The 20,350-nt window shown below is 45.4% G+C and carries 22 protein-coding genes and 2 pseudogenes; 13 read left to right on the forward strand and 11 right to left on the reverse strand.

What is annotated here, in order from left to right; genetic code table 11:
- Positions 1-234: 234 nt before the first annotated feature.
- The 4 genes from rpmB (at position 235) to ACU6U9_RS06035 (ending at position 2,268) form a co-directional block, all read left to right on the forward strand.
- Positions 235-471, forward strand: a complete 237-nt coding sequence (gene rpmB, locus ACU6U9_RS06020) for a 50S ribosomal protein L28 (protein ID WP_283788708.1) — start codon at positions 235-237, stop codon at positions 469-471.
- A 20-nt stretch (positions 472-491) separates the two neighbouring features.
- A complete protein-coding gene (rpmG, locus tag ACU6U9_RS06025; RefSeq protein WP_349632031.1) occupies positions 492-647 on the forward strand; it encodes a 50S ribosomal protein L33 in 156 nt (51 codons plus the stop codon).
- A 381-nt stretch (positions 648-1,028) separates the two neighbouring features.
- Positions 1,029-1,859 (forward strand): bifunctional DNA-formamidopyrimidine glycosylase/DNA-(apurinic or apyrimidinic site) lyase, encoded by an 831-nt coding sequence (gene mutM, locus ACU6U9_RS06030; protein ID WP_446734153.1) that lies wholly within the window; start codon positions 1,029-1,031, stop codon positions 1,857-1,859.
- A gap of 76 nt (positions 1,860-1,935) precedes the next feature.
- Positions 1,936-2,268: a hypothetical protein gene (locus ACU6U9_RS06035; protein ID WP_446734154.1), complete on the forward strand. Its 333-nt coding sequence runs from the start codon at positions 1,936-1,938 to the stop codon at positions 2,266-2,268.
- Between the two features lie 63 nt (positions 2,269-2,331).
- On the opposite strand, the gene ACU6U9_RS06040 is transcribed toward ACU6U9_RS06035, so the two are convergent.
- Complete coding sequence (locus ACU6U9_RS06040; RefSeq protein WP_446734155.1) at positions 2,332-2,994, reverse strand: SDR family NAD(P)-dependent oxidoreductase; 663 nt, start codon at positions 2,992-2,994, stop codon at positions 2,332-2,334.
- Positions 2,995-3,010: 16 nt separating this feature from the next.
- Positions 3,011-3,190, reverse strand: coding sequence for an NAD(P)-binding domain-containing protein (locus tag ACU6U9_RS06045; protein WP_446734156.1), 180 nt, complete (start codon positions 3,188-3,190; stop codon positions 3,011-3,013).
- Between the two features lie 124 nt (positions 3,191-3,314).
- Here ACU6U9_RS06045 and ACU6U9_RS06050 point away from each other — a divergent pair, with 124 nt between their 5' ends.
- The 5 genes from ACU6U9_RS06050 (at position 3,315) to ACU6U9_RS06070 (ending at position 8,805) form a co-directional block, all read left to right on the forward strand.
- Entirely contained in the window at positions 3,315-4,217 is a 903-nt protein-coding gene (locus ACU6U9_RS06050) for a hydrogen peroxide-inducible genes activator (RefSeq protein WP_446734157.1), read from the forward strand.
- Positions 4,202-6,292, forward strand: a complete 2,091-nt coding sequence (gene recG, locus ACU6U9_RS06055) for an ATP-dependent DNA helicase RecG (protein WP_446734158.1) — start codon at positions 4,202-4,204, stop codon at positions 6,290-6,292. Before ACU6U9_RS06050 ends, recG begins: the two co-directional genes overlap by 16 nt.
- A gap of 63 nt (positions 6,293-6,355) precedes the next feature.
- Positions 6,356-7,108: a substrate-binding periplasmic protein gene (locus ACU6U9_RS06060; protein ID WP_446734159.1), complete on the forward strand. Its 753-nt coding sequence runs from the start codon at positions 6,356-6,358 to the stop codon at positions 7,106-7,108.
- Between the two features lie 174 nt (positions 7,109-7,282).
- On the forward strand, positions 7,283-7,423 hold the full coding sequence (locus ACU6U9_RS06065; RefSeq protein WP_446734160.1) for a hypothetical protein: 141 nt from the start codon (positions 7,283-7,285) through the stop codon (positions 7,421-7,423).
- Entirely contained in the window at positions 7,420-8,805 is a 1,386-nt protein-coding gene (locus ACU6U9_RS06070; protein WP_446734161.1) for an HDOD domain-containing protein, read from the forward strand. Before ACU6U9_RS06065 ends, ACU6U9_RS06070 begins: the two co-directional genes overlap by 4 nt.
- Here ACU6U9_RS06070 and ACU6U9_RS06075 read toward each other — a convergent pair.
- The 6 genes and pseudogenes from ACU6U9_RS06075 to ACU6U9_RS06100 all read right to left on the reverse strand — a co-directional run bounded on the left by ACU6U9_RS06075 (position 8,723) and on the right by ACU6U9_RS06100 (position 13,193).
- Complete coding sequence (locus tag ACU6U9_RS06075; RefSeq protein WP_446734162.1) at positions 8,723-9,529, reverse strand: hypothetical protein; 807 nt, start codon at positions 9,527-9,529, stop codon at positions 8,723-8,725. The two genes, ACU6U9_RS06070 and ACU6U9_RS06075, sit on opposite strands and share 83 nt — an antisense overlap.
- Positions 9,530-9,531: 2 nt before the next feature.
- Positions 9,532-10,842 (reverse strand): dicarboxylate/amino acid:cation symporter, encoded by a 1,311-nt coding sequence (locus tag ACU6U9_RS06080; RefSeq protein ID WP_446734163.1) that lies wholly within the window; start codon positions 10,840-10,842, stop codon positions 9,532-9,534.
- Between the two features lie 2 nt (positions 10,843-10,844).
- Complete coding sequence (locus tag ACU6U9_RS06085; protein ID WP_446735062.1) at positions 10,845-11,213, reverse strand: SCP2 sterol-binding domain-containing protein; 369 nt, start codon at positions 11,211-11,213, stop codon at positions 10,845-10,847.
- A 146-nt stretch (positions 11,214-11,359) separates the two neighbouring features.
- Positions 11,360-11,636 (reverse strand): annotated as a pseudogene (locus ACU6U9_RS06090) (HU family DNA-binding protein).
- A gap of 28 nt (positions 11,637-11,664) precedes the next feature.
- Positions 11,665-12,808: pseudogene (locus ACU6U9_RS06095) on the reverse strand (FAD-dependent oxidoreductase).
- A gap of 208 nt (positions 12,809-13,016) precedes the next feature.
- The gene (locus tag ACU6U9_RS06100) at positions 13,017-13,193 is read right to left on the reverse strand and encodes a rubredoxin (protein ID WP_446734164.1); all 177 of its coding nucleotides are present in this window, start codon (positions 13,191-13,193) and stop codon (positions 13,017-13,019) included.
- Positions 13,194-13,360: 167 nt separating this feature from the next.
- On the opposite strand from ACU6U9_RS06100, the gene ACU6U9_RS06105 reads away from it, so the two are divergent.
- The 4 genes from ACU6U9_RS06105 (at position 13,361) to phoR (ending at position 16,944) form a co-directional block, all read left to right on the forward strand.
- Positions 13,361-13,891: a chorismate--pyruvate lyase family protein gene (locus tag ACU6U9_RS06105; protein WP_446734165.1), complete on the forward strand. Its 531-nt coding sequence runs from the start codon at positions 13,361-13,363 to the stop codon at positions 13,889-13,891.
- Positions 13,892-13,927: 36 nt separating this feature from the next.
- Positions 13,928-14,803, forward strand: a complete 876-nt coding sequence (ubiA, locus tag ACU6U9_RS06110) for a 4-hydroxybenzoate octaprenyltransferase (RefSeq protein WP_446734166.1) — start codon at positions 13,928-13,930, stop codon at positions 14,801-14,803.
- 98 nt (positions 14,804-14,901) lie between these two features.
- A complete protein-coding gene (phoB, locus tag ACU6U9_RS06115; protein ID WP_446734167.1) occupies positions 14,902-15,600 on the forward strand; it encodes a phosphate regulon transcriptional regulator PhoB in 699 nt (232 codons plus the stop codon).
- 36 nt (positions 15,601-15,636) lie between these two features.
- Positions 15,637-16,944, forward strand: coding sequence for a phosphate regulon sensor histidine kinase PhoR (gene phoR / locus ACU6U9_RS06120; protein WP_446734168.1), 1,308 nt, complete (start codon positions 15,637-15,639; stop codon positions 16,942-16,944).
- A 14-nt stretch (positions 16,945-16,958) separates the two neighbouring features.
- Here phoR and ACU6U9_RS06125 read toward each other — a convergent pair whose 3' ends face one another.
- The 3 genes from ACU6U9_RS06125 to ACU6U9_RS06135 all read right to left on the reverse strand — a co-directional run bounded on the left by ACU6U9_RS06125 (position 16,959) and on the right by ACU6U9_RS06135 (position 20,301).
- A complete protein-coding gene (locus ACU6U9_RS06125) occupies positions 16,959-17,891 on the reverse strand; it encodes a response regulator (RefSeq protein WP_446734169.1) in 933 nt (310 codons plus the stop codon).
- Positions 17,892-17,985: 94 nt separating this feature from the next.
- Positions 17,986-18,792, reverse strand: coding sequence for a hypothetical protein (locus ACU6U9_RS06130; RefSeq protein WP_446734170.1), 807 nt, complete (start codon positions 18,790-18,792; stop codon positions 17,986-17,988).
- 753 nt (positions 18,793-19,545) lie between these two features.
- Entirely contained in the window at positions 19,546-20,301 is a 756-nt protein-coding gene (locus tag ACU6U9_RS06135) for a S1/P1 nuclease (RefSeq protein ID WP_446734171.1), read from the reverse strand.
- Positions 20,302-20,350 lie beyond the last annotated feature (49 nt).

The following is a 20,350-nucleotide window of genomic DNA, read 5'->3' on the forward strand; positions in this document are numbered from 1 at the left end:
CTATTGAGTATAGAGCCATTCATGGCAGGGACCGGATTTCAACGAAATTCACACGCCCCAAGTTCACTTTTTACTCAATCTCCTTGCTATTGTTTGGAGTTTTTGATATAAAACGCAGCTCTTTTTAGACGGGGTAGCCCCTTCAACAAGTCATTGGCTTGGAAGGCGCGTCAACACTAGCCCCGAACGAATTTTTTTAATTAGTCGCATATTTCGATAAATCGGGGCATAACAATGGCTAAAGTTTGTCAAGTTACGGGTAAACGCCCTGTAACAGGTAACAATGTATCGCACGCTAACAACAAAACTAAGCGTCGCTTCCTTCCAAACCTTCAAACACACCGTTTTTGGGTTGAGAGCGAAAATCGTTTTGTAAAACTACGCCTTACTACTAAAGCAATGCGTATCATCGACAAAAAAGGCATCGACACAGTTCTAGCTGAACTACGTGCTCGCGGCGAGAAAGTTTAAGGAGTCCTACCATGGCTGCAATTCGTGAAAAAATCCGTATGGTTTCTTCTGCTGGTACTGGTCACTTCTACACCACTACTAAGAACAAACGCATCATGCCTGACAAGTTGGAAATGAAGAAATTCGATCCTACGATCCGTCAGCACGTTATGTACAAAGAAGCTAAAATCAAGTAATTGATTTTTGATTGTTTGTATAAGAAAAAGCCCGCTTTTAAGTGGGCTTTTTTCTGCCTGCCGTTAGACGTTAGACGTTAGACGTTAGACGTTAGACGTTAGACGTTAGACGTTAGACGTTAGACGTTAGACGTTAGACGTTAGACGTTAGACGTTAGACGTTAGACGTTAGACGTTTTTTTGAGACCATACTTATTTCAAGTCAAGTCTTTAGAGTACATCTCACATCTCACATCTCACATCTCACATCTCACATCTCACATCTCACATCTCACATCTCACATCTCACATCTCACATCTCACATCTCACATCTCACATCTCACATCTCAACATTATGCTAAACTGCCTCTTCCGTTTTCTGTCTAGCGTACAGCCTCAAAATGCCTGAACTTCCTGAAGTCGAAACCACGTGCCGCGGCATTGCTCCCCATATCGAAGGTAAAGCCATTGCTAAGTTGCAGGTGCGTCAGCATCAACTGCGCTGGCCAATTCCTGATGATCTAGCTAAGCTCATTAAAGGGCAAACGGTACTGGCAGTACGTCGTCGCGCAAAATACATTTTAATCGACATTGGTAAAAGTCGTGTCAAAGGCACGGTCATTATTCATTTGGGTATGTCTGGCTCATTACGAGTGATAAAAGGCGAGCCGCCTGAGCCGTTAAAACACGAACACTTTGATGTGGTTTTCTCTAAAGCATTACTGCTACGCTTCACAGACCCAAGACGCTTCGGCGCTTGTCTTTGGCAAGACGTAAATAGTGATGACAATAAATGGCTCGATCATCTCGGCCCTGAACCCTTAAGTGATGACTTTAATGGTGAGTATTTGTTTAATCGCAGCCGTAAACGCACCAGTGCCATTAAAACGTTCATCATGGATCAAAAAACGGTGGTAGGTGTGGGCAACATTTACGCCAGCGAGTCATTATTTTTAAGTGGCATCAATCCGACAAAAGCCGCCGGTAAAATCAGCAAAGCAAAATACGAGATATTTGCCCAACAAATCAAAGAAGTACTCTCTAAAGCCATCGCTCAAGGCGGCACCACGTTAAAAGATTTTGTGGGCGGCGACGGCAAACCTGGTTACTTTGCCCAACAACTGCATGTTTATGGTCGTAAAGATGCGCCTTGTTCGCAATGTGATGCCCCCATAAAACAGATCACACAAGGGCAAAGGAGCACATTTTATTGCGCCAATTGTCAAAAATGATGATGTGCTCGCCATCTCACAGAAAAAGCTGATATAGTTCGCTCAATAATAAGTGTCATGTACAAGGACAATAACAATGCTAAACCTTACTAGCCAACTGAAACACGGCATCATGATTCTTGCTGCAATGCTCATGTTTGCACTCCCGATGCACGCTCAAGCACAACAAATAGACGAGACACCGTCTGCAGCGGCTATGGCATTTGACGGCTTAATTGTGCGTCCTTTGACATTAGTGGCTACCGCAATTGGTTCTGTCATTTGGGTTGCGACACTGCCATTTAGTTTATTAGGCGGTAATGCAGGCGAAGCGGCTGAAGTGCTTGTAATGACACCCGCTAAAGCCACTTTTATTCGCTGCTTAGGCTGTACCAGCAATGGTCGTAAAATTGAATATGAAGACGAGTAATTTTTTACTGCATTCATAAAAAAGGCGTCCTTAGTAGACGCCTTTTTTATTGGTCATTAAACGTTAATAGCCCATGTCCGTGAGTATTTCTTCATACCCTTTCTGGTAATACTCGTACTTAAATTGATAACCTGCCTTTAGCAAGCGTTTGTTGGATAACCGCTTATTCCCACGGCGTGTGGCTTCTGGCACGTCATGATCAGGTTCGACATCGCTAATACGGTCTTTCAGCCATTCGAGGATTTCAAAAAAAGTCGTCGGGACCGAATCTGTACCGATATACAACTCATCTAACGGTTTGCCCGCGATGTCTTGTTCGATAATAAACTCGAGAACCCCAATACAGTCATCGCGATGAATACGATTGGTCCACAGATCCGGCTCAGGCTCACAATGGCTGCCCCCTTTTGCTTGATTGATTAAACGCGTGCGCCCTGGCCCATAAATACCACTAAAGCGTACTAAGGTATGGGAATAATCACTGCCTTGTAACTTGGATTCAGCCTCTAACATTTTACGCCCAGCAAACGCGGTCGGTGTTGCTTCGGTTAATTCATCCACCCATGAGCCATCATGCTGTGAGTAAACACTGGTACTGGAGACAAAAATAACGCGCTTGGGCTGTGCATGCTGTTGTTTAAGTAGGGCCAGAATATGCACAAGACCATGCACATAATATTTGTCGTACCCTTCTTCTGAGAACTCAGGGCTAGCAATGGAATACACGACGTAATCCAAGTTTTCAGGGATTTGGCCGATTAAGGGTTTCCATATCCGATACATCAGCACTTAATGTGGTGACACCCTCTCCAATACTCTTGTCACTGCGGCGCATGCCCCACACAGTATGACCTTTTGCAGCAAGGGATTTGGCTAAACCGCCACCAATATCACCACTGCCTACGATTAGAATACGCGACATATCTACTCCTTATGATAGAAAGCGACTATCATGCTTTATTTACGTCACTGCCCTCGTTAAGCTTAGACGATAAATGCATTGAGGCTTTGAGCGCACTATATCGGATTCATAAGGTAATCTAAATATGACGTTATCAGAATTAAAATACATCGTAGCGCTTTCTCAAGAACGTCATTTCGGCCGCGCGGCCGAACGCTGCTTTGTCAGCCAGCCAACATTAAGTGTCGCCATCAAAAAGTTAGAAGGCGAGCTGGGCATTAGTTTATTTGAACGTTCTAAAAACGCCGTGTCCGTTACACCGCTCGGCGAACAAGTCGTGCATCAAGCTCAAATTGTTCTTGAAAACGTGCGCACGCTCAAAGACATTGCCACCGGTGGTAAAGACCAATTAAAAGGCCCGCTTAAAATCGGCGCGATTTTCACCATTGGCCCTTACTTGTTTCCACATTTGATTCCTCAAGTGCAGCAGCTGGCCCCAGAGATGCCGCTATACATTGAAGAAAATTACACCCGCGTATTACGCAAAAAACTGCGTGAAGGCGAGCTTGATGTCATCATCATTGCACTCCCATTTAATGAGCCTGATGTGCTGACAAAACCCCTGTACGATGAAGCGTTCGAAGTGCTTTTACCCAAAGGCCACGATTGGTTAAAACACAAAACCATTAGCCCAGAGCTACTGCCCGACAGCGATTTATTACTGCTCGGTGAAGGTCACTGCTTCCGCGATCAGGTATTGGATATGTGCCCTGCGCTTAATCGCAATCAAAACACCAAGTTAAAATCCATCGCCGAAGGCAGCTCTCTTGAAACACTGCGCCACATGGTGGCATCCGGCCTTGGGATTACGGTTTTACCAAAAAGCGCCACGGGTGTGGGCCTGTATGCAAATGGTTGGTTAGAAACGCGCCCCTTCGTACGCCCAGCGCCTTCACGTACCGTGGCCATTGCTTGGCGTGCCAGTTTTCCTCGACCAAAAGCGGTGGATTTAATCACCCAAGCGGCCAGCTTATGTCGACTGTTTTAGAGCAATCACTGGGCAGCTCACCTGTCACTGAATTAAAAAACGTTGGGAATAAGTTTGCCGAAAAACTGGCCAAACTTGGTATCCGTAGCGTGCAAGACTTGCTGTTTCATTTGCCCATGCGCTACCAAGACCGCACTCGCATTACCCCCATTGGAGGCTTGAATCCGAATATGGATGTGGTCATCGAAGGTGAGATCATGTTGGCCGACGTGGTTTTCGGTAAACGCCGCTCACTGGCGGTGCGCTTGCAAGATGGCACAGGTACCATCACGCTGCGCTTTTATCATTTTAGTGGGGCACAAAAAAATAATTTAAAAAAAGGGGCGCGTATTCGCTGTTACGGCGAAGTACGCAGAGGCCGAGCTGGGCTTGAGTTGTATCACCCTGAATACCAATTTGTTGAAGACCTCACCACCTTACCCACAGAAACAACCTTAACCCCTATTTACCCAAGCACCGAGGGATTAACCCAAGCGCGTTGGCGTCAGTTGATGGCGCAAGTGGTGGTACTGTTAAAAAAAGGGCGCGCCATTGACGACCTTATTCCTCAAGCATTGTTAGAGCCATATCAGCTACCTGATTTACGTAGCGCCTTACTTTATTTGCATCAGCCGCCTGTCGGCGCCAATTTACACGAGCTTGAAAACAATCAGCACGCCACACAAAAACGCTTAATCATGGAAGAACTGCTCGCCCATAATTTGTCATTGTTAAAAATGCGCGCGGCCATTCAACAAGATCAAGCGCCTATTTTGCCTGAGTCAAAAACGCTAAATGACGCCTTTTTAGCTGGCCTACCGTTTAGCCCAACAGGTGCACAACAGCGTGTGGTCACAGAAATTCAGCAAGATTTGCTTAAGGGCTACCCCATGCTGCGTTTGGTGCAAGGCGATGTGGGTTCCGGTAAAACCCTAGTGGCGGCATTGGCTGCACTAAGCGCACTGGAGCAAGGCTATCAAGTAGCGCTCATGGCACCCACTGAAATTCTTGCTGAGCAACATTTAAAGAACTTCCAAACGTGGTTTGAGCCACTGGGGATATCTATCGCATGGCTTGCTGGCAAGGTAAAAGGCAAAGCTAGGGTGGCCACTATGTCGGCCATTGCCAATGGCGATGCGCAAATGATCATCGGCACCCATGCATTATTTCAAGAAGACGTGGCGTTTTCAAAATTGGGGCTCGCCATTATTGATGAACAACATCGCTTTGGTGTGCACCAGCGCTTGGCTTTGAGACAAAAAGGCAAAGCCATTAGCCCTCATCAACTCATCATGACCGCCACACCAATTCCTCGCACTTTAGCCATGAGCGCCTATGCTGATTTAGATACCAGTATTATTGATGAGCTGCCGCCAGGACGAACACCTGTGAATACCGTTGCAATTGATCAGCTACGCCGCGAACACGTCGTCGAGCGAATTAGAGGGGCTTGCTTAAGCGGGCGTCAGGCGTATTGGGTGTGTACATTGATTGAAGAAAGCGAAGCGCTTGAAGCCCAAGCCGCCGAAGTCAGTGCGCAAGCATTACAAACGGCCTTACCCGAACTTAAAATAGGCCTCGTACACGGTCGCTTAAAGTCTAAAGAAAAAGCGGACATCATGGCCGCATTTAAACAAGGCGATATTCATTTGTTGGTCGCCACAACCGTCATCGAAGTGGGGGTTGATGTACCAAACGCAAGTTTAATGATCATTGAAAACCCCGAACGTTTAGGCTTAGCCCAGCTACACCAGCTACGCGGGCGAGTGGGCCGCGGCACAACAGAAAGCCACTGCGTGCTCATGTACAACACGCCACTGAGCCAAGCAGGCAAGCAACGTATTCAGGCCATGCGGGATACCACTGACGGCTTTAAGATTGCTGAGATTGACCTAGATATTCGCGGACCAGGAGAAGTTCTGGGCACACGCCAAACCGGCTTGATGCAAATGCGCATAGCCGATTTACAACGTGATGGGTATTTACTAGAGGATATAAAGCATTGGGCGCAACTTTGCCGCCAGCAAGCGCCTCATATCGTAGAATTATTGATAGAGCGCTGGTTAGGCGAAAATATACGCTACGGCCAAGTGTGAATTTTTTGATCAATTAGGTAGAATACGTCGCCGCATTCTCACCGATATTTAAATGGACCTACTATGACAATTAAAAAGATTTTATTGTTTGTTGTTTTAACAACCTCTATTTTCAGTGCAACTGCACAGTCTGAAACAAAGTTCACTTTTTATACTGAACAGTTTCCGCCATACAACATGACCTCCGACGGTAAAGCATTTGCCCATAAAGCCGAAAATATCTCGGGTTTATGTACTGATATCGTTAAACAAATGATCACGCACTTACCATATAAAAACCAAATCAAGCTGCGTAACTGGGATTACAGCATCAACAAGGTTAAGCAAAAAGAAAACCACGCTCTTTTTTGTGCTGCGCGCTCACCTGAACGTGAAGACAGCTTTTACTGGGTAGGTCCACTGACAGAAATTCGTTGGACTCTATTTGCAAAACCCGGTTCTGACATCACATTAAAAACACTAGAAGATGCCAGAAAGTACCGTATTGGTGGCTATAACGGCGATGTTATGACCCGCTTCTTACAGGACAAAAAATTCAATGTTTCGTCTATTGCCAACGACAGTGTGAACCCTAAACGTTTGCAGTTAGGCCAAATTGATTTGTGGATTGCTGATGAATTATCGGGTCCCTATGTGGCCTCCGATAGCGCCGATATTGATGACTTAAAACAAGTGCTAACGTTTAAACAAACCCCATTGTATTTGGCTGTTAATAATCAAACAGACCCTAAAATCCTACGCACGATTAACGAAGCATTTGAAAAGGTTCGTAAATCAGGTCATATCAATGTTATTGAGCGTTCTTACGGCCGATAATCTCAGTCACGCCTAATCCATTTGATTAGGCGTGACGGGTAAAACATGAACTTGGCCACAGTTACGATATACCGTTGTGGCCCATTATCCGCGTTATTTATGCACAGTTAAAATAACCAAACCACTAAGGTTAGTGGCCACGTTACCTCTGCACTAGACAGCATGGTCAATCCCATGCTGTTATCTATCCGTATTTATTTTTTAGCACCCAATATCGTAACTCATTCCCATCAAGTTAAAGGCATCACGCCTGTTAATCTTGCCAGTGTTGCCTATAGTTATCGTCAGAGTCTTGAATTACAGGCAGTCTCATGACACTTCCTAGCCGCGTTCAGCAAGTACTAGATGAATGGCAAATAACCTATTCTGTCTCACAACCGAGTCCGTCTATGTCAACCGAATCCTCACGTAGCATCGCCACGACGCAATTAACCATTCTTGAAGATGGCTTCGGGCGTATTCAAATCATTCATCCGTCCAATCGCATTTTAGATCTAAACAAAATACAGGCTCACACAACCCGCAAATTTGTGCCTGTCAGTAAAACGAAAGTGAATGAGATTCGCCAAGGCTTAAATTTAGAAGCCATCCCCGCGCTTCCACAAGTAACGGGCTTAGAAACGTTCGTCGATGAAGCGTTATTAGAACAAGATGAAATAGTCATGACGCTAGGTAAAGACCAAGCGCTGCACATTGCAAAAAATGACTTTCAAACCCTTGTTAGCAGCGCCCGTGTTGGTGACTACAGCGCTGTGATTCCAACCGTAAAAATGCCGGGTAAACAATGGCAAAAAGCAGATCAAACCCATATTCATAGCGCCATCACGCATTTTACTCAGTTACGCGTGACCCAGCGCCTAGAAGAAACCCTTGATATGCCACCCATGCCAGAGACCGCGCAGAAGATCATAGATTTGCGCATGGATGCCGACGCCGAAACCGAAGAACTCGCCAAATTAGTGGGAAAAGACCCAGGCCTAAGCGCACAGGTGATCAGCTGGGCCAACAGCCCTTATTATGGTGTCAGTGGCTCAATCTCAAACATTGAAGAAGCCGTCATACGCGTTTTGGGGTTTGATCTGGTCATCAACCTAGCGCTGGGGTTATCGCTGGGGCGAACCTTGTCTGTTCCTAAAAATGGCCCGCAAGGTTACATTCCCTTTTGGCAGCAAAGTGTCTACAGCGCCGCGCTTATGGTGGAGTTATGCCGAGCCATCCCTGTGGATAAGCGACCGTCTCCAGGTATCGCCTATCTATGTGGCTTGTTACATAACTTTGGTTACTTGATTTTGGGGCATGTGTTTCCACCGCACTTCAACATGATTAACCGCCACATTGATGTGAACCCAAGTATTAATCGCTATTTTATTGAGCAGCACCTCATGGGCATTACACGTGAACAAATCAGTAGCAGTTTATTTAAACAATGGAATTTACCTGAGGAAGTGTGCCTAGCCATTCGTTACCAAAACGAACCGGATTACGATGGTGAGCATAATGTACTGAGCTCAATGCTTTACATCAGCGCACGCTTGCTGCGGCAGCAGCAAGTAAACGATGCCCCTCTTGAGCCCATACCCAATGGGCTCATTGAGAAACTTGAATTAGATATGACTAAGGCTGAAGCCGCTTTGGAGAAGGTGATGGAGGCCAAGGACGATCTTCAGGAGATGGCACGTCAGCTTCATCAAGGCTAATCACTAATGGCACCGCCAGAAGCTGTGCCCGTAAATTAGCAAAGTGCTCACTAATCGCACTCGCGGTGGTATCCACCCATGGGGTTAAGCCTTTAGCCACATCGGCAAATGTTTTTAGTTTTGCTTCGCCTGTTTGGCGGAAACTATAAAAATAAAACGCCGCGAGTTCACTATTAAGTTGCACCCGAATTTTGTTTTCTTGTGCTTGCCAGCGCTTTTCAACCGCCGTTTCAAGCTGTGACACGGGGATTTGTGCTAAGCCAAGACCATGGCAGGTTTTCCATAATTCTTTGCGTAAAACAAAATTAAGTTCTTCTGACATGTATTGAATATCTGCAACCAACTTCGCGCGCTGATGATTAGGGGTTTGCGTTTGCAGTTTAAAAAAGTACTCTCGTAATGCTTCTCTGTCTTTTGGTTTAAGCGCACTCTTTTCGAGTTTATCTCGCTCTGTCCAAGTGGGTGAACGCCATTGGCTACTGCGATCCGCACCCTTGGCCTTCAACGATTTTTCTAGCTGACTCCCGATTAAGCGCTCATCTAAAAAATGGATGCGCTCCACAACACCCGCTTGCATCTTAGGCTCTAGACCCATCAAGCATGCAGGGCGCAACGTTTTCCAAAATGGCGATAACTGTGAAGCCAATGATTCAATATTTGAACTAGGAGACGCTGCCCACAACGCTGTCGGGCTCAGCAATAAAACACATAACAGCCAACGCATATTTACGACTTACCTTTTGCTAAATCACTTTCTTCATCCACCAGCCCAGCGTCTGGATCATTAAACACGGCTTCGTCTAGCTGTTTTTCTGATTTTGCAATGATACACGAGACAGTCGCATCACCTGTGACATTAACCGCCGTGCGCATCATATCCAATAATCGATCCACACCAATAATCAGTGCAATCCCTTCGACGGGTAAACCAACCTGTGTTAACACCATCGATAACATGACCAAGCCCACACCCGGCACCCCACCTGTGCCAATTGAGGCTAATGTTGCGGTAACAATAACGGTTAAGAAGTCCATGGCATCTAAATGAATGCCATAAGCTTGAGCAATAAATACAGTCGCAACACCTTGCATAATGGCGGTGCCATCCATATTCAAAGTGGCACCCAATGGTAGGCTAAACGAAGCGACTCGGTTATCCACACCTAATCGTTTTTCCACTGTGCGCATGGTCACAGGTAGCGTGGCATTACTCGATGCCGTGCTAAATGCAAACAACTGCACGCTGCGCATTTTATTTAAAAACATAATGGGGCTTATACGCGCCATCCCAGAAAGCATAATCGGATACACAAGCAATGCTTGTAGCAACAACACCAATACGACCGTGCCGAAATAAACCGATAACTCTTGAATGGCACCTAAGCCTTGGCGCGCAAATAAAGTGAACAACAATGCAAACACACCATAAGGGGCGAACTTCATCAACATGGTGACGAGGTTTAATATTATGGTGTTCCAATCTTCGAAATTCATGCGGATGCGCTGACCCGGTTCTGCGCTGTTCGCAATCGCCATCCCCAATAACAAGGCAAATACTATGATTTGCAGCATCTTACCTTCAGCCATCGCCGCAATGGGATTGCTCGGAAAGATATCAATCATAACCTGAGCAAATGACGTACCTTGGTTAATATTAAGGGAAGCATCACTGGTCAGGTTGGCGCCCACACCCGGCTCAAATATCCAAGCAAAGCCCATGGCAAGTGAAATAGCCACGGCAGTGGTAAACAAATACAGTACCAATGTTTTACCGCCTAAGCGGCCTAGCTGTTTACCTGAGCCTAAACTAGCCGCACCACACACAAGCGACACCAATACCAATGGCACCACTAAGAGCTTCAAGGTGGCAACAAACACTTTACCGACGACAAAAAATAATCCCCCCACGAGCCAATCGTTAAGTACAACATCAACCCAAGGGTGTAACCCTAGAATTAATTGAGCGCTCGCACCCAAAACAATGGCGAGTACCATCGCAATCAATATTTGCTGAGTCAGCTCGTGAGGATGTTTCATGATTATTTCTTTTTATTTGGTTTTAGATATTTGGTTAAACCTTGGAACCACATTACTTCAGCAAAGTTGCCACTGATCACTAAATCTTTACTTTGAATGCCTGCCATAAATGCATTTTTATCTTTGGCAGTTAAAATGGCCATACCAGTCGCCGCATCTTTAAAGCTTAGAGTAAATGTTGGGTCTTTAGTTAAACCTGCAGAAGATTTCACCTTACCATCTTTCACAGTAAAGTTGCGACCGCTGCCACTTGCGGTTTGGATTTGAAACACAACATCCTTGCCATCAATGTATTCAGCGCACGCTGGATTATTTTTTGCTGCTTTTTTTAATAGCTGGGCAAACGCCCATAGTAAAAATTTAAACTTCAACATGGTTAGCCACTTTATAATTAGTAATGAGAATGTAACAAGCGCATAACGCGCCGCGGCATCATATCACGGTCAAAGGCTACATCAATATTAGGAGGGGTTTTGCTCAGCCCTGCGGTAAAAACAGGGCCTGAACAAGGAGCGGCTTAGCCGTTTACTGCGTCTTTTAACGCTTTACCCGGTTTAAAGCCAACAGAGTTACTTGCTTTAATGGTAATGGCTTCACCCGTTTGAGGGTTTTTACCTTGGCGTTCAGCGCGATGCTTTTGCACAAAGCTACCAAAGCCCACAAGGCTAACTGGGTCATTTTTACGTAGTGGACTCAGTAATTTGGTCTGTAATGATAGTAATGATTTCAGCGGCTTTGTCTTTGCTGATATCAGCTTGGTCTGCTACATACGCAGCTAATTCAGGTTTACGCATTATGCTATCCGATTTTTTATTGTTGTTATTACGCCAGCATCGCTGGCAATTCCTTGTTCAAAGCCATCTTTTCAGCAACACAGTCCCCGGTCAAGGCATAACCCAGCAAATTCCCGCCAGAATCCTTAAAAAGCGCCTTAATATGTGGACTTTGCCCATCAATTTGCCATTCACCTTGGGTATTTTCCGCAGGCGGACACGTCACGACAGGCAAGCTAGGGGTCTTCACCATCACTGGCATCACTGGGTATTTCACCTCAGTCGGCTGACCAGACAAGGTTTTTGCTAAGGCACGGGCGCCATTCATGAGTGGTAAAACGTACAACAAATTTAACCCGGCAACTTCAGCACAATCGCCCAGCGCATAGACATTTTCGGCACTGGTTTGTAGTTGCTGTGTTCACCACAATGGCACGATTCACTTCGATGGCAGCTGCTTGCGCTAATGCCACGCGGGGCTTTAAACCCACGGCACTTAGCATGACATCCGCTTGTAACTGGGTGCCATCGGACAGGTGAGCGACATATTGCTCACCGTCTTTAATAACTGAGGTCACCGCTTTTTCTAAATGCAGTGTTACGCCCAGTTTTTGTAACGCTGGTATCAGCGCTTCACCACACGCGGCTGGTACTAAGCGTGAAAGAGGCTGAGCGTCTGGTGCAACCAAATCGACCTCAAAGCCAGCACTGGCTAAATCATGGGCGTATTCACACCCTACGAGACCCGCTCCCATGACTAACACCCGCTTTTTACCCTGTACGGCTGCGTGAAATTTTGCGTAATCCATTAAGTCGTTTACGTGATACAAATGCTCCGCACCGTCAATTGGTAACTGGAATGGCTCCGCACCTAACGCCAGCACTAAATCCCCATAAGCTAAGGCCTCATCCCCCAGCATCACTACTTTGTCAGCGGGATTAATGGCCGTGATGGATTGATGGGTGCGGATCTCAATTTTTAACTGTTCGACCATGGCACCAGCGTCATTCATCGCCAAGCCATCAGCGTCTTTGCCCTTACTAAAGCCCGTACTGAGCATAGGCTTAGAGTACTGACGACCATCATCTGCGGTAATCATGATCACTTGACGTTCGGCATCGGCCTTACGAAATTCTTTTACCAAGTTATAACCAGCTAAACCGGTTCCAATTACCACGAGAGGTGCCGTCATGAGGTGCCTTCTTAATTTGAGAGACGCTAACTTTGCGTCAGGCGATGCCTGACTTACGACGTCAGAATATTTGGTTGTTCACTTACTATTGCAAACGCCACAACCATAAGCTGCTCGGTTGTGACAGTGGTTTTTATCTTAGCATTACGAGCTAAACCGTATGCCTACGGACTTGCCAGCCAAGCGGGCTCGCAAATATGAATGCCGTTTAAATTTCGATCATTTCAAAGTCGTCTTTACCCACGCCACAATCTGGGCATAACCAGTCTTCTGGCACATCGCTCCAAAGGGTACCTGGCTCTAAGCCTTCTTCTGGGCAACCGATTTCTTCATCGTAGATCCAACCACATACGATGCATTGCCATTTTTTATAATCTTGAGCCATAAATCTTCTCCCAATTTTTTCAGCGTCGAACCTTACCCAAAACTGTTGCCCTACACAATTACTCTCTACGGTTAATAACGACAAGCTAGGTCAACAAAGTCCCATGTCCACTTGATTTCGGTATCGGATTGAGCCATTGTGCGCCGATATAAAATTAAGGCTTAAGCATGCTCGCGTTATCCACATCATTTACTATGCAACCTTGGCAAAGACTCACCCCTATGCCCCGCAGTATTGTGGATAAGCCTTGGCGTCACTGGTTATTAGACACCGGCTCTCTGACTCAAAACGTAAAAGACTTAGCCCCTGGGCGCTTCAGTTTGCAACTGCTTGATCGTCGTTTTGATCAGCCTTCGCTATCTGAATGCAACGCATTAAATATTAAGCCTCGCCATGAAGCATACATTCGTGAAGTGACATTATGCGTAGACAACCAAGCGCATATTTATGCGCGCAGTATTATTCCACGAAGCACCTTAACCGCCAGCGAGCGACAATTACTGACGCTTCAAACCACACCATTGGGTGAATTTTTGTTTGCTCATAAGAATATGCGTCGCGGCCCAATCGAAATAAAACAAGGCCAGCTAAATGGCCAAACCGTTTGGGCACGTCGATCTATTTTTTATGTTAACGACAAACCCCTTTTGGTTTGTGAATACTTCTTACCCAGTTTGCTACAGGTTAAAAGTGAATAAGGGTAGAATGTTGGCACATGTGAATTTGGCGACCTTATGACTTGGCTTACCGATCGTTTTCCTAAATTGCCTTTTTATATTCAATTGATGCGCTTAGATAAGCCAATTGGTATTTATTTATTACTGTGGCCAACGCTTTGTGCGCTATGGATTGCCGCTGATGGCCACCCAAGTGTCAGCCATGTTTTTATTTTTGTCGCGGGTGTCGTTCTAATGCGCAGCGCAGGCTGTGTGATTAATGATTACGCTGATCGCCACGTGGATGCCCACGTAAAACGCACACAAGCAAGACCCCTTGCACAAAAAGTCGTTAGTGAAAAACAGGCTTTAGCATTATTTATTGGTCTGTGCATCGCATCATTTATTTTAGTGTTATTTACCAACACCTTTACCGTTTATTTGTCCGTTGGCGGATTATTGTTAGCCTTCATGTACCCTTTTATGAAGCGCTACACACACCTACCACAGATTGTTTTAGGTGCTGCGTTTGCTTGGTCGGTGCCAATGGCATTTGCCGCTGAGCAAAATACCTTACCGGATGTGGTTTGGCTCCTCTATGCCGCAACACTTACATGGACTGTCGTGTATGACACCCAATACGCCATGGTTGACCGTGATGATGATATAAAAATTGGCATTAAAAGCACGGCCATTTTATTTGGCGATGGCGATAACGTTATTATCGGCGTTTTACAAATCATCACGATCATTAGCTGGCTAATGATTGCATCTAATATGGGTGCAACCTGGCCGCTATACTTAGCAATTACAGTGGCTGCAGGCCTTTTTGGTTATCACCAAATGCTCACCAAAAATCGAGATCGTGATTTATGTTTTAAAGCATTTTTGCATAATCATTGGGTTGGAGCCGTGTTATTTGCCGGTTTATTCGTTCACTACCTAATGATCTAACGTGCTTAATTGATATGTGTATAAGCACATGTCACATATCTGTCATACTTACGTTGTGTAATATGCTTGTCATTAAATAGAAAATTAGAGCAGCCTCTATGAAGCAACAAGGAAAAAAAATCTTAATCGTGGATGATGAAGCATCTATCCGCGAAATGATTGCAGTGGCCTTAGAGATGGCCGGCTATGAGTGCTTAGAAGCCAGCAATACCCAAGACGCTTACAGCATGATTGTGGATGAAAGCCCTGAAATGGTCTTGCTCGATTGGATGCTGCCTGGTACCAGCGGGCTAGAATTTGCACGCCGCCTTAAACGCGATGATCGCACCGCAGAAACCCCTATCATCATGCTCACCGCTAAAGGTGAAGAAGATAACAAAATTCTTGGCCTAGAAGCCGGTGCCGATGATTACATCACCAAGCCTTTCTCTCCTCGTGAACTTGTTGCGCGCCTTAAAGCGGTATTACGCCGTAGCACACCTCAAGGCATGGAAGACCCTATTGCAGTTGAAGGCTTAATTCTTGACCCTGTCTGCCATCGCGTTAGCGCGAATGATGCTCCACTAGACATTGGGCCTACCGAATACCGCCTATTGCAATTTTTTATGACTCACCAAGAACGTGCTTATAGCCGCACACAATTGCTGGACCAAGTTTGGGGTGGTAATGTCTATGTTGAAGAGCGCACGGTTGATGTTCATATTCGTCGTTTACGCAAAGCATTAGGCAGTGACTTTGAACATTTAATTCAAACTGTTCGCGGTACGGGTTATCGTTTTTCAACGAAAGCGTCATAACATAAATTTCGTTTTTTTGTTTGGTATGTAGTTTATATGAAGCATGATTGGCGTTCGGCCATTCGCCGGTTGATTTTTAGCTTGGCTCTCGCATTTGTTGTAGGTTGGAGCCTAGACATTTTGGCTTACACACTGATGGCGACTCTTGGTGTGTATCTTGTCTGGCATTTGCGTCAATTACATAAGTTACAACAATGGCTCACCAGCCGCGATATGGATGAGCCGCCCACAAGTCATGGCTTGTGGGGCAGTATCTTTGATGATGTTTATCGCTTGCAACGCCGCCAAGAAAAATCCCGCAATAAACTAAGAGCCATGTTAAAACGAGTGCAAGACAGTACAGGTGCACTTAAAGACGGCATTCTCATGGTCGATAGTAATGGCAACTTAGAATGGTGGAATCATGCCGCCAGTACACTATTAGGGCTGCAAAATACCAAAGACATCGGCCAAGCGATTACAAATCTTGTGCGCCATCCAGATTTCAAAGCGTACTTTGATAAAACCCATTATGACTCCCCACTTGAGATCACCAGCCCGATCAATAACGATGCTATTTTAGAATTTCATATCACTCTGTTTGGGCGTAAAGATAGGCTGATTGTTTGCCGAGATATTTCCCACTTGCATCAACTTGAAGCAATGAGACAAGATTTTGTGGCCAATGCCAGCCATGAACTGCGCACACCTTTGACCGTCATCTCGGGTTATTTAGAAACGTTTATTGAATACAAAGAAACGCTGCCCGCTCGCTGGGGCCGTGCCTTGCAACAAATGCATGAGCAAAGCCAACGCATGCAGAACTTAATCAATGATTTATTAGTGTTAAGCCGCTTAGAGACCAATCAAGGGTCCGAACATAACAAAGTAATTGTTCCGTCTATGCTGACTGCATTAATCGCCGATGCAAAATCATTAAGTGGCGACAAACAACACATCATTAAATTGGAATGCGAAGACTTAGATTTATTAGGGGTAGAAACGGAGTTAGCCAGCGCCTTTGGCAATTTAATCTTTAATGCGGTGAAATACACACCGCAAGGTGGCGAAATAAACGTGCACTGGTGGCAAGACACATCCGGCTTACACCTAGAGGTCAGAGATAATGGCTTAGGCATCGACCCTAAACACATTCCAAGGTTAACCGAACGTTTTTATCGTGCTGACCCAAGTCGACACAGCGATACCGGTGGCACTGGGTTAGGTCTGGCCATCGTCAAACACACCTTATTAAGACACGACGGCCATTTGCATATTAGCAGCCAACTTGGCAAAGGCAGCTGTTTTACGTGTCACTTTCCTATATCGCGTAAAGTTGTTGAGCCGAAAGTTATTAACGGCTAACAGTTGCAAATTGATCAGCGCACTTTCGCAACAAACTTGGAAAGTGCCGCCAATTTTTCAGGGTCTTCATCTTCATAACGCACCAATAAATTGAACAGCTCCCCATCGATGCGTTTATCTGGTGAGCTTACCGAGCACACAAAGCAATTCACACGCGCCACGATGTCTTCTTCTTTGCTGACAATATCCACCACCACTTGATCAAATAGCCCCGGAACGCCCTGGTCCCGTTTTACCACCAGTATCATTTCATTCAAATTAATATCTTTAACGATGCAGCGTAGCTCTTGGCCTTGAGATGTACGCACATGGGCCAATGCCATACTCTTATTTGATGCTTTTTTACTTTTCGGTTTATCGACCAGTTTTTCAGAAGGTGACGCTCCGGTTAATAGGCTTGCAGCATCAGGGGCTTTTTTCTTAGGTTTAGCCGCAGGTGCTGCGCCTGTGAGTAGGCTTGCATTGTTGGGACTGGCCGCTGGTGCAGCAGGAGGGCTCGCGCCCGTCAGCAGGCTCGCGTTGTCACTTTGCTGGGCCTGACGCGCGGTTTGCTTGGGACTAAAGTTGTAAAACTTATATATCAGCCGGGCGAGTTTGGTACCAAGCTGCTCATTATTAAATGGCTTGCCAATATAATCACTGACGCCCGCTTCAACCGCTTTGATGATATGGCTTTTTTCAGAGCGACTGGTGATCATCAAAAAGGGGACTTTTGCGTAACGCTCTTCGGTACGCATCCACTGCAATAGCTCTAGGCCGCTCATGTTGGGCATTTCCCAGTCACACAGCAGCACATGATAAGTGCCCGATTTCATTTTAATTTGCGCCTGCAAGCCATCTGCTGCGTCATCAACCTGCGCTGTCGGGTACTGCGCCTTGACCGCTTTACGCACAAGGTCTCGAATAAACCGAGCATCATCAACCACTAAAATATTCAGTGCCTTCATGGCCACTCCAAAAATGACGTCTCATTTCAGAATAGCACAGGATTTTTGCGCTACTGGCCCAATCAAAGCCTAATTACCTTAGACGATGCATCGACTATAAGTTGACCCCTGTCGCCACTAATCGTAGGTGGGTTTCACTCACGCCAATTTGTTTTAAATCCATACCTCGAAACTGCAAATCTTGTGTCACCAGCGTTTGTAGTGAACCCAATATTTCATCTGGGCAGTTTAAACCGGCATAGATTCCCGTTATTAAGCCCCTAGGTATCTTGCTATTGAGCTGCCCTTCTTTGTTTTGATCAAGCACACTAAGCGGGCGAAGTAAGCGCCACTCTTGCTCGTATGCAAAGTGCTCAGCTCGACGAAATAATGCCGGAAACGGGCTCTGCTTTGATGGCAACGGCGGGCGAGCATCGTCGTATACAAGGCTCTGAAATAATTGCGGCTTGTCATTAAAGCTAGGTTGTCGGAAATATGGGTGTTCATCGTTCAGCTTAATCGCAACGCCCGTATCTGCGCCGAGACTTTGCCATAGCCCCTGTTGATAAATGTTTTTATATACCCTTAGACAGGCGACTTTTTTATATTCATCAAGTGATGCCAGCCCCAGCTGTTGAGGAGTCTTAGGGCGTTGAATTTGTTTTTCGATAAGATCTCGTTTTTGCTTGGTTTGCTCTAAATAATATTCAAACGTCACCATCGCCTTAATGTGAGGCTCAAGCGCTTGGTACATTTTTTCGATGGCTGCAGCAAATTCGCTATCACTTAGCGGCTGATTGGCACCGGGCATGTGCACCCTTTTATTTTCAATAAATGGATCATCTAGCTCAATAACTGAACAAAACGGCAAGCGCAGCTGTTTGAGTAATGGCAGTTGTTGTAACGATATAAAGGCAAACATAGGCATTCAGTTATTTTTTGTAAGTGTAGTGGTGAATGATGCAAATGGCCTAGTAAGCAATGGTCTATTTCATTTGTAGGAGATCTCCTACACGGATTGTGAGAAATAAGAAGATATTACTACACGATATTACGCCAAACGGACTAAAGCTGCCCTACAGCCTGCGCCGTTGCTAAGGCCAATAATATCGCACTATAAGTGATCATATATTTGTGTCCGCAGTACACAGACAAAGTTCAGTTTTTTGCTAAATTAGAGCCCGTTCAGGACGAACCAACAAGGATGCCAGTAACGGATTAACTGGTTAACACGGAAGTGTGACGAAGGATTGATAGACCGCTATTGGAAGGTGGACCTAGGGTGCTTTGACAGGGAATAACTAGGATTGATATTTCCTGTCACTTTAGCTTCCACCGCTTTTTTAAGGAATAATAAAGCGTTAAGACAGAATGGATTCAGTTAAAAGGTGGGACCTTTTAACGGTGCTTTGATTGATATACCTAGGATGGGTATGTAATCAGCAACACCTACTTTTCAGGATGAAAAGTAAACGTCAAACGGACAGACAACCGATTTAAACGCTTATTTCTAGGATGAAGTAAGCCAAGGAGTGCATCATTGGATGATGCCGTAATCAGGATGATTCGCCACAGGATGGCACACTTCACGGAAGACAGATTCAGCAACGCATGATGCGCTTATAACCATGGACTGGTTTAATGCTGAATTCCCCCTATTTTTACCACGTACCATTTACCACAACGTATTAAGCCACATGGCTAAACGCCAAGATGCACGATGCAGTTGCTTCTCAATGATGTTATCTGCCATTAACAAATATTCATCGCTCAGTAACGTATTCTCGGGCGCTAAATAGACAGAATTTACCGTGATTTGATGGCTCTCTTCTGCCCATTTTACTGGGTTACTTACATTGACGCTCATTTGGTCAGCGACGATTTTATTGGCACCAGATACAACGTCTTTATCAAAACGCTTAACCAGTTGGTTATCCCAAAATTTATGCAACGATATGCTTTTGTCTTGGTATTTTATTTCGTACCAGTTACCGCCTCTGTCTTCAAACAAACCGGCATGCAATGGTTGGTGCACATCTGCAATTAAATGAATCAGCATCCTTAGTGCAAGCGTTTGCTCTTTCTTGCTACCGGTTTTGGCAATCTGACTAAAGTCTTTAATAGCTTCAACCACGCACTTGTTTTTCTTACAGTCGCGGGCTCTCACATAGTTAGAAGCGTTTTTTGGCATATTGACGTAGTGCAGAGGTTTTAAGTAATTAAAGTCTTCATTACTTTTTATTTTATCGGCCCACACACTGGCTTGAACAAAATTATGCTCGCCAGAACCCAGTAAGCGCTCCACCGATTGTTTTGCAAATGGGGTCAAATGCTGCCACGCCGCAGCGGCCACCATCTTGTGGCCAAGGTCGCTAAACGCCAACACACTTTGGCTGAGCATAAGGAATACAACTAACAGAATTTTTTTCATAACGGCTTATTATTTTTGTTATATGAGCGCGCAGTATAAAGACACCGTC

Source organism: Pseudomonas sp. HK3, from assembly GCF_052920985.1.